Annotated in this window: 6 protein-coding genes; 4 read left to right on the forward strand and 2 right to left on the reverse strand. The window is 69.2% G+C overall.

Annotation, left to right across the window (positions count from 1 at the left end):
• Positions 1 to 71: 71 nt before the first annotated feature.
• The 3 genes from ACGFWJ_RS26825 to ACGFWJ_RS26835 all read left to right on the forward strand — a co-directional run bounded on the left by ACGFWJ_RS26825 (position 72) and on the right by ACGFWJ_RS26835 (position 2,241).
• Positions 72 to 1,055, forward strand: coding sequence for an MBL fold metallo-hydrolase (locus ACGFWJ_RS26825; protein WP_392954162.1), 984 nt, complete (start codon positions 72 to 74; stop codon positions 1,053 to 1,055).
• Between the two features lie 134 nt (positions 1,056 to 1,189).
• Positions 1,190 to 1,768, forward strand: coding sequence for a GNAT family N-acetyltransferase (locus ACGFWJ_RS26830; protein WP_392954165.1), 579 nt, complete (start codon positions 1,190 to 1,192; stop codon positions 1,766 to 1,768).
• Between the two features lie 143 nt (positions 1,769 to 1,911).
• Positions 1,912 to 2,241, forward strand: coding sequence for a DUF1330 domain-containing protein (locus ACGFWJ_RS26835; RefSeq protein WP_392954168.1), 330 nt, complete (start codon positions 1,912 to 1,914; stop codon positions 2,239 to 2,241).
• Between the two features lie 108 nt (positions 2,242 to 2,349).
• Here the strand turns inward: ACGFWJ_RS26835 and ACGFWJ_RS26840 are convergent, their stop codons facing one another.
• A complete protein-coding gene (locus ACGFWJ_RS26840; RefSeq protein WP_392954171.1) occupies positions 2,350 to 2,619 on the reverse strand; it encodes a hypothetical protein in 270 nt (89 codons plus the stop codon).
• Between the two features lie 606 nt (positions 2,620 to 3,225).
• Between ACGFWJ_RS26840 and ACGFWJ_RS26845 the strand changes: the two genes are divergently transcribed.
• Positions 3,226 to 7,230, forward strand: coding sequence for an LPXTG cell wall anchor domain-containing protein (locus tag ACGFWJ_RS26845; protein WP_392954173.1), 4,005 nt, complete (start codon positions 3,226 to 3,228; stop codon positions 7,228 to 7,230).
• Between the two features lie 120 nt (positions 7,231 to 7,350).
• On the opposite strand, the gene ACGFWJ_RS26850 is transcribed toward ACGFWJ_RS26845, so the two are convergent.
• Positions 7,351 to 7,989, reverse strand: a complete 639-nt coding sequence (locus ACGFWJ_RS26850; protein WP_392954176.1) for a dihydrofolate reductase family protein — start codon at positions 7,987 to 7,989, stop codon at positions 7,351 to 7,353.
• Positions 7,990 to 8,235 lie beyond the last annotated feature (246 nt).

Here is an 8,235-nt window from a genome sequence, read left to right on the forward strand (position 1 = left end):
CGCGGAAGTACGTGAGTGACGATCCGTCAAAAGCTGGAACCAGGCGGTCTGATGTGATCGTCTGCCTACGCATGAATGACAACACGGTAGTAGGACGACGGGGTCTGCTGCGCACGGCGGTCGCGGGAGCGGCCCTCCTGCCGGTGGCCGGAGTCGGAGCAGGCGCCGCGGTCGGCGCGAGCGCCGGAGTCGCGGCCGCGGCCGAGACGGACGAACCGGCACCGACCGGCGGCGAGACCGTCTACCGGTGGCTCGGCAACAGCGGATGGCGGATCGAGGGCAACGGGAAGACCGTCCTGTTCGACCCGTACATCACGCGGTACCCGACGAACGACTTCGACCCGAAGACGAAACTGGCCGTCGCCCCCGACCTGATCGACCAGCACATCGGCAAGCCGGACCTGGTCCTGGTCAGCCACTGCCACTGGGACCACTTCAACGACGTCCCGTACATCGCCAAGCACCACGGCGTGCAGGTGGTCGGGACGGCCACCGCCTGCCACCTGCTCCGCGCGATGGGGGTGAAACCGGAGCAGCTGATCGTGGTGAAGGGCGGCGAGTACCTCGACTTCGGCGGGTTCACCGTCCAGGTGGTCGCCAGCCTGCACAGCCGCAACGCCAAGCACCAGTTCTGGGTGCCAGGCACCCTCACCGGCCCGCCCGCCACCGCCCCGCGGACCATCGGCGACCTCCCGGAGGGCGACACCCTCGCCTTCCAGGTCCGCCTGGGTGACGGCCCGTCCGCCCTGCTGACCGGCGCCGCCGACTTCTCCGAACAGCACTACGCCGGGCTGAAGCCGGACATCGCCATGCTGTCGGCGGAGACCAACGCCCACAGCGTCCACCGCTACGTACCGCGGCTCCTCAAGGCCCTCGACCACCCCCGCACGGTGATCCCCGTGCACTGGGACTCCTTCGAGACCCCGCTCACCGAGCCGGCCGTCCACGACACCGGGATGGACCTGGACGGCCTCATCAACCAGACCCGCGAACTCTCCCCCCAGACCCGCCTGATCCGCCCCGAACACCTGACCCCGCTCCGCCTCCGCGCCTGACCACCCCGGCCCCGCCTGCGAGGCCGCCCCGGACTTCGAAATCTGCCGCCCAACCGTCAACTATGGTGTGCGGACGCCACGGTGGCACCACCTGCCACCGTGCGCCGAACCGCACGACACCACCAGGGGGACCCATGACCGAGGCCGCACAGCATCTCCAGGCCACCATCCCGGCCACCATCACCACCGAGCGGCTGATCCTGCGCCCGTTCACCGCCGCCGACGCCGACGACCGCTACGCGTACCAGTGTCTGCCCGAGGTCGTCCGCTACCTCTACCGCCCGGCACTCACCCGCGAGGGCAACGAGGCCTCCATCGCCACCCGCGGCGTCCACGCCGGCTGGAGCGCCGACAACGACGGCCTCCTGTGGGCCGTCTGCCGGGCCGACCAACCGGGCGTCGTCGGCGAGGTCGTCGTCACCCTCACCAACGCCCGCGCCCGCCAGGCCGAGATCGGCTGGGTCTTCAACCCGCAGTACGCCGGCCAGGGCTACGCCACCGAAGCAGCCCGCGCCCTCACCACAACAGCCTTCGAATCCCTGGGAGTTCACCGCCTCTTCGCCCGGCTCGACGCCCTCAACACCCCCTCCGTCCGAGTCTGCGAACGCCTCGGCATGCGCCGCGAGGCCCACCTGATCGACAACGACCTCGACGGCGACCGCTGGGGCACCGAATACGTCTACGCCATCCTCGCCCGCGAGTGGAACGCCTGACCCATCACCTGCCCCGCCCGGCTGCCCGGCGGCCGGGCGGGCGTGCGGCGGCACCGGCCGACTGATTCATGACGGATTCGCCCCGCCCCGCCGCTGCGTAGCGTCATCGAGGTCAGCCGCCCCGACCGCATGGGAGCACCACGATGCCCGCCTACGCCCTGGCCCAGGTCCACTCCGTCGAGGTCTGCCCCGACACCGTCGAATACCTGCGGCGCATCGACGCCACCCTCGACGCGTTCGGCGGACGCTTCCTCGTCCACCGCGGCAACTTCGAGACCATCGAGGGCAGTTGGGGCCGGCAGGGCCTGATTATGATCGAGTTCCCCGACTACCAGCAGGCCCACGCCTGGTACACCTCACCCGCCTACCAGGACATCCTGCCCCTGCGCACCCGCCACATGACGGCCGACGTGATCATCGCCGACGGCGTCCCCGCCGGCTACCGGGCCGGGCACCGCTTCGACGAGCACTGAGCCCGCCCTCCCGGCCGGCGTGCCGTCGGGCCCGCCGCCCCGGACACGCCGGTGCCCGGCGGGTGGGATTCCCGCCGGGCACCTGAATGCGAATGCTGAGGCCAGCCCTTAGAAGTGGGCACCGGACTCGGTGTGCGAGCCCTCGACGCCCTCGTCACCGGCGAAGACCCAGCCCTTGGAGTGCTCGACGCCGCACGGGTCGACCTCGGAGTGGACCTTGGCCTCGCCGGCCCCCTCCTCGTTGGCGATGAACTGACCCTGGTTGAACTCCGCGCCCTCGTGGCCTTCGTGGCCGTGGGCAGCGGCGAGTCCGGCGCAGCCGAGGACGAGGGGGGCGGCGAGGGCGCTGACGGCCAGAACACGCTTGAGAGCACGCATGAGAATCTCCTCCGAGAAGTTGGTCGGTGGCGGGCGGTGTCGGTCCTGCCGATTCCAGAACGCCACGGGATCCGGAGGCCCGCAAAAGGGCCGTGCGTCCGTCTGGTCCTGACGGATCATCAGAACCCTTGCGCCTGCGGGGGATGGGCGGTTCGAGGGTTCACCCCTGGGTGGTCGCCCGGGAAGCGCTCTGATTTATCTGACAGACCGTCAGATCACTTTCATCACACGACAGATGGCGCAGCGCGGCGCTCACGGGTGCCAGGGTGCCGCAGTGGTCGAACCCTGCGCGCGTCCTCGAGCGCGGAACAGTGTTCGGCGCGAGTGGCGGGCCGAGTCCGGGCGCGGTACTGCCCGCGCGGCCGGACCATCGAGGCGCCCGTCCGGCGATCCCGATCCGGGCGTCGTCGGCGGCGTGCGTACCTCGCCGCCTGACCCGTTCGAGGGTGTCCGGTCGTCGCGCTCCTGAGTTCTCATCAGGCCCCCGTGATCGCGGCAGTGCTGATGCCGGGTTGGCATCCCGCGTTCGGGCATCCGAGCGATTCGCCAGGTCCACTGATAGTAATAATTGATAACACTTGGTATTAGCTGTACATAGTCAAGGGCATGACGAGACATTTCCGCGGACCGTGGCGGCTCAAATCCCGAACGGCCCGCTTCATCAGCGCCGCAGCCACACTCGGCCTGGTCGGTACCAGCCTGGTCGCCTCCTGGGGCGCCGAGGCCGCCGCCCCTGAACGCCCCCGAGCGGTGGCCATGCCGGAGCGTGTCCGAGCCACCGGTTCGCCCCTCCTGCAGGAGGACTTCACCGGCGCGACCGCGGACCCGAGGTTCGTCGCCGTCGGCTCGGCGTGTCTGACGGGTGCTCCGACTTCGCCCCTCGGGCCGGACGGCCGCCCGCTGGGCGGCTGCCCGCTCCCGCAGGTCGGCCCGGTGCCGCCGCTGGACGGCTCGCCGTTCGGCTACCTGCGGATCACCGACTCCAGCAACGACCAGAACGGCGCGGTGCTCTTCGAGCAGGCGCTGCCGGCCAACGCCGGTCTGGACGTGAGCTTCGACCAGTGGCAGTACGGCAGCACCACGCCCGCCACCCCGGCGGACGGCATCTCGTTCTTCCTGGTCAACGGCGATGTCTCGCTCGATCACCCCGGCGCGTTCGGCGGCAGCCTCGGCTACGCGCAGAAGCTGCCCGACGACAACCCGAACCTGACCTTCCTGCCCGGCGTCGACGGCGGCTACCTGGGCGTCGGACTCGACGTCCTCGGCAACTACTTCGGCGACTGGGAACACCGCGGCAACGGTTGCCCGCCCGGCCAGCGGTCCCCGGCCGGAACGGGGTTCCACGTCCCCGCGCCCGGACCCAACATGGTCACCGTCCGCGGCCCGGGCAACGGCATCGAGGGCTACTGCTTCCTGACCGCGACGACCAGCAACTTCACCACCACCGGCCCGTGGCCGTCCACCCTGCCGGGCAACCTGCAGGGCCCGCTGACCGCCCTGCCGCCGGGCGTGACGCCGGCCCAGGCCCAGGCACTGCTGGAGCCGTCCCGCCGCCGGGTCAACGTCCACATGACCCCGGCGCCGAACCCGGTCCTGACCATCAGCGTCGACTTCAACGACGGCACAGGCCCGCACCAGGTGCTGAGCACCCCCGCGCCGCAACCCGTCCCCCCGACCTACAAGTTCGGCTTCGCCGGCTCCACCGGCCTGTTCACGGACGTGCACCTCATCCGCAACGTGGTGATCGGCACCGACCAGCCACTGCCCGAACTCAACCTCGTCAAGCAGGCCCACCAGCCCCTGCCCGCCGACCTCACGATCGGCAGCACGATCCCGTACGACTTCGTCGTCACCAACTCCGGGACCATCCCGATCAACAACCTGGCCGTCAACGACCCGAAGGTCGGCCCGATCAACTGCCCCGTGACCGTGCTGGAACCGGGCAAGACAGTCACCTGCACAGCGACCTACCTGGTCACCGCGGAAGACGTCGCCGCAGGCCACGTCGTCAACACCGCCCAAGCCACGGGCACCGCAGACGGCGATCCCGTGACATCGCCACCATCCACCGAGGACATCCCCGTGGTGGCCCCGCCAGGCATCGAGATCGTCAAGCACGTGGACGCCCCCGAGCCCTTCAACGTGGGCGACACCGTCCCCTACACCTACGTGGTGAGCAACACCGGCGGCACCGAGGTGACGAACCTCTCGGTGACCGACGACAAGATCACCAACATCACCTGCGACACCACCACCCTGGCCCCCCGCGGCAGCCCCGGTGACAGCACAGAATGCCACGGCACCTACGTGATCACCGCAGCCGACGCCGCAGCCGGCCACTCCACCAACCACGCGACAGCACACGGCACATCCAACGGCGAGCCAATCACCTCCCCCGAGACAGAAGCCACCGTCACAGTCATCGGCCCGTCCTCCCTCGCCCTGAGCAAGCAGGCAGACACCGCAGGCCCCGTCCACGTCGGTGACACCGTCGGCTACACGTACACCGTGACGAACACCGGCCAGACAGTGCTCGACGACCTCCTGGTCGCCGACGACCACGCCACCTTGGTGACGTGCGACGCGACGACACTGAACCCGGGCCAGAGCACGCTGTGCCACGCCACCTACGTGGTTACCGCCGCAGACCTCGCCCTCGGCCACCTCACCAACAGAGCCGAAGCCGCGGCTACGAACCCGCAGGGCGAGACGGTTCTGAGTCCGCCGGATCAGGTGGTGCTGCCGGTGGTGGGTGAGGCGCGGTTGTCGATCGAGAAGACCGCGGACAGTGCTGGTCCGTTCGAGGTCGGTGACACCGTGGCTTACACGTATACCGTCACCAACACCGGCACCGCCGTCATCCACAACGTGACCGTCGCGGATGACCATGTCGCCGCGGTGACGTGTGACGCGACGACGTTGAACCCCGGTGCGAGCACGCTCTGCCACGGCAGTTACGTGATCACCGCCGCGGATGTCACGGCCGGGCATGTGACCAACACCGCTCACGCGAGCGCTCTCGACCCGGAGAACGAGCCGGTGGTGAGTCCTCCCACCGAGGCAACTGTGCCGGTGGTGGGCGAGGCCCGGTTGTTGATCGAGAAGACGGCTGACAGTGCGGGTCCGTTCCATGTCGGTGACACGGTGCAGTACACGTACACCGTCACCAACATCGGTACGGCCGTCATCCACAACGTGACCGTGTCGGATGACCATGTCGCCGCGGTGACGTGCGACGCGACGACGTTGAACCCTGGTGCGAGCACGTTGTGTCACGGTAGTTACGTCATCACCGCTGCGGATGTTGCGGCGGGTCATGTGACGAATACGGCGCACGCGAACGGTACGGATCCGGATGGTGAGCCGGTGCGGAGTGGGCCGGCCGAGGCGACTGTTCCGGTGGTGGGTGTGGCGTCGCTGTCCATCGAGAAGAAGGCGGATGCGACTGGTCCGTTCCACGTCGGTGACACCGTGGCGTACACGTACACCGTGACCAACACCGGTACGGCCGTCATCCACAACGTCACGGTGGCGGATGACCATGTCGCCGCGGTCACGTGCAACACGACGACGCTCAACCCGGGTCAGAGCACGCTCTGCCACGGTAGTTACGTGGTCACCGCTGCCGATGCGGCGGCCGGTCACGTGACGAATACGGCTCACGCGAATGGCACCAACCCCGAGGGTGAGCCGGTGCAGAGCCCGCCCGGTGAGGCGACTGTTCCGGTGGTGGGTGTGGCGTCGCTGTCGATCGAGAAGACCGCTGACAGCGCTGGTCCGTTCCATGTCGGTGACACGGTGCAGTACACCTACACCGTCACCAACACCGGCACGGCCGTCATCCACAACGTGACCGTGACGGACGACCATGTCGCCGCGGTCACGTGCAACGCGACGACGTTGAACCCCGGTGCGAGCACGTTGTGTCACGGCAGTTACGTGGTCACCGCTGCGGATGTTGCGGCGGGTCGTGTGACGAACAAGGCGACCGCGAATGGTACGGATCCGGAGGGGCATCCGGTGGTGAGTCCTCCGGGTGAGGCGACGGTGGAGACCGTTTCGGGTGCGTCGTCGCTGTCGGTCGTGAAGGAGTCCGATGTGTCGGGTTCCGCGAAGGTGGGTGACACGATCACGTACACGTACACGGTGACGAACACCGGGTCGACGGTGCTGACGGATGTTGCGGTCAGTGACGATCGGGTGTCCCCGGTGGTGTGCGAGTCGGCCACGCTGGAGCCGGGTGCGAGCACGACGTGCCGCGGCACCTACGTGGTGACCGAGGAGGACGCGAAGGCCGGTCATGTCACGAACGTCGCGACGGCTTCGGCGCGGGATCCGCAGGGGCAGTTGGTGGAGTCCCGGCCGGTGTCGTTGTGCGTGACGGTGTCGGAGTGCCCGGAGAGGGAGAAGGGCGAGGGCTGTGTGAAGGTGCCGCGTCCGGGTGGTCCTTCGAAGCCGCCGCACGCCGGTGGCGGGGGTCATCTGCCGGACACGGGTTCGCCCGCGGGTCTCGCGGCTGCGGGTCTGGTCGGTGGCGGGCTGCTGACGCTGGGCGGTGTGCTGCTGTACCGGGCACGGCGTCGGGCTGGTGCGGACCGGTTCGTGGGGTAGTACCCGCGCCTTCGCCGCTCGTTCGGTGAATGGGACCGCCCCCGGGGCTTTCGGGCTCCGGGGGCGGTCCCACGCCGTGTGGTCGTGGTCGCCGTTGCGGGTCGTGGTCGCCTGTCGTGGTCACCGGTCGTGGTTGTGGTTGTGGTGGTGGGGTGTGTTCATGTCGCCGGTGGTGGGTGTGCCGGTGGTGGTTTTGTAGCGGAGGAGGACGGTGCCGGTGGGGCCGGCTTCTGGTGGCTTCAGGAGGGTGAGGTTGGTCGGTACGGTGCCGTGGTCGAAGATTTTTTTGCCGGTGCCGAGGGTGATGGGGTGGAGCCACAGGTCGAGGCGGTCGTAGAGCCGTTCCTGTAGCAGGCTTTGTACCAGGTTGAGGCTTCCCACGACTTTCACGTGTTCGTGGCGTTCCCGGATTTCGTGTACGGCGTTGGCCAGGTCCGGTCCGAGCAGTGTGGAGCCTTTCCAGGGGAGGTCGGGTGTGTGGCGTGAGGCGACGTACTTCGGGACGCTGTTGAACAGTTCCGCGATCCGTCCGTCCTTCTGGCGCGGCCAGTACGCGGCGAAGAGGTCGTAGGTGCGCCGGCCGAGCAGTAGCGCGTCGGTGTCCTCGTACGCGGTGCTGATCTGCGTGCCGGTGTACTCGTCCAGTAGCGGTACCTGCCATCCGCCGTACGGGAATCCGGCCGGGTCCTCGTCGGGTCCGCCGGGCGCTTGCCCGACGAGGTCGAGGGTCGCGAACAGTTCGATGTGGATCAGGCCCATGTCTGTGCTCCCGGGAAGAGGGGGGTGGTGGTCGTTCCGGTCGAGATGTAGACCGGGCGGGGCCGCGGAACTCGTCGCCACGCCGGGACCCGGTCTTTTCCGCCCGCCGTCCGCCGCGCGCCCGTCCGCCGCCCGCCGTCCGCCGCGCGCCCGTCCGCCGCGCGCCCGTCCGCCGCGCGCCCGTCCGCCGCGCGCCCGTCCGCCGCGCGCCCGTCCGCCGCGCGCCCGTCCGCCGCGCGCCCGTCC

Source organism: Kitasatospora sp. NPDC048407 (assembly GCF_043200475.1).
GTDB lineage: Bacteria > Actinomycetota > Actinomycetes > Streptomycetales > Streptomycetaceae > Kitasatospora.